Genomic DNA, 1,047 nt, shown 5'->3' on the forward strand with positions numbered 1-1,047 from the left:
GGTAGCGGTCTCTTGCTATCTGTGCTAGTCGTTCGTGTACACTAAGTGCTTGAATGAACTTGGTATACCTAAGTAACCTGAGATCTGTATAAGAACTAAAGCCGAGTAACCTTTATGCTCGGTTTCTTTGCTTGAAAAGTATAAGCGATGAGGCCTGCCATCAAGTTCACCATAAATGAAACACAGCTACGGTGCCTTGTGTGGTCTATGTGAGTTATGTTCTTGAGTTGATCAAACACCGTTTCAATAATGAACCGTTTTGACAGCATTGCCTTATCCCAATCTGAAATAGGTTGGCGCTTCATATTGCTTCGCTGGCCTGTAATAAAATCAATGCCTTGCTCAGCTAATTCAGCCTTTAAGCTTGCTGATACATAACCTTTGTCGCCATACAAACTACCTGTCACATTAGCAACCATATCCAAAACAGGCTTTCTATCATCCACATTACCCTCCGTCACTTTAACCGCTAACAAACCACCTTCATCATTCATGATCAGGTGAAGTTTGAAGCCATAGAACCACCCCATAGACCCTTTGCCTCGCTTCGCAACATCTGAAAATACTTGATGACGAGGGATACGCATGTTGTGGCAAACTTTCAGCGATGTTGAGTCAATAAATGCGATCCCAGTAGGCTTAGCAAATCGCTGTTTTAGATAGCTGCATAGGGCAGGTAATACGGTTTGTAGTAACTTCAGCATTCGCGTGTAGCTGACTAAATCAGGAAAATAACACCGCCAATATTGGCAAACGAACTTGGTGTAATAAGTTTTAAAATCTCTAAAGCCTGAATGGTGAAAGGCGATAAGAATAGTCATAACTTCGCTAGAACTCAGCCTTGATGGCTTAATACGCTGCTTTTCACCTGTTTCGAGCAAATGTGCCAGCCACTGAGGTTCAAACAATAAACAAAAGTCATCGACATCTACGAAAATTGCGTCTAAGTTATTCATGCCCTTGTCCTTGGTAATCTTATGTTTCTTGGTCGAAAGATCTGATCACCACAAGGGCTTTTAGTTCATTTTCTTATGCGCAGCTCAGGTT

The 1,047-nt window shown here is 41.8% G+C and carries 1 protein-coding gene; it reads right to left on the minus strand.

Annotated features, from left to right (window positions below):
* Positions 1–95: 95 nt before the first annotated feature.
* On the minus strand, positions 96–956 hold the full coding sequence (locus CWC03_RS21690; RefSeq protein WP_138583627.1) for an IS982 family transposase: 861 nt from the start codon (positions 954–956) through the stop codon (positions 96–98).
* Positions 957–1,047: the final 91 nt, after the last annotated feature.

The organism is Pseudoalteromonas sp. S2755, from assembly GCF_005886535.1.
GTDB lineage: Bacteria > Pseudomonadota > Gammaproteobacteria > Enterobacterales > Alteromonadaceae > Pseudoalteromonas.

Bases quoted from the DNA above. Each gene is read 5' to 3' on its own strand.
- CWC03_RS21690 (WP_138583627.1), bottom strand. From the start codon at position 956: ATGAATAACTTAGACGCAATTTTCGTAGATGTCGATGACTTTTGTTTA.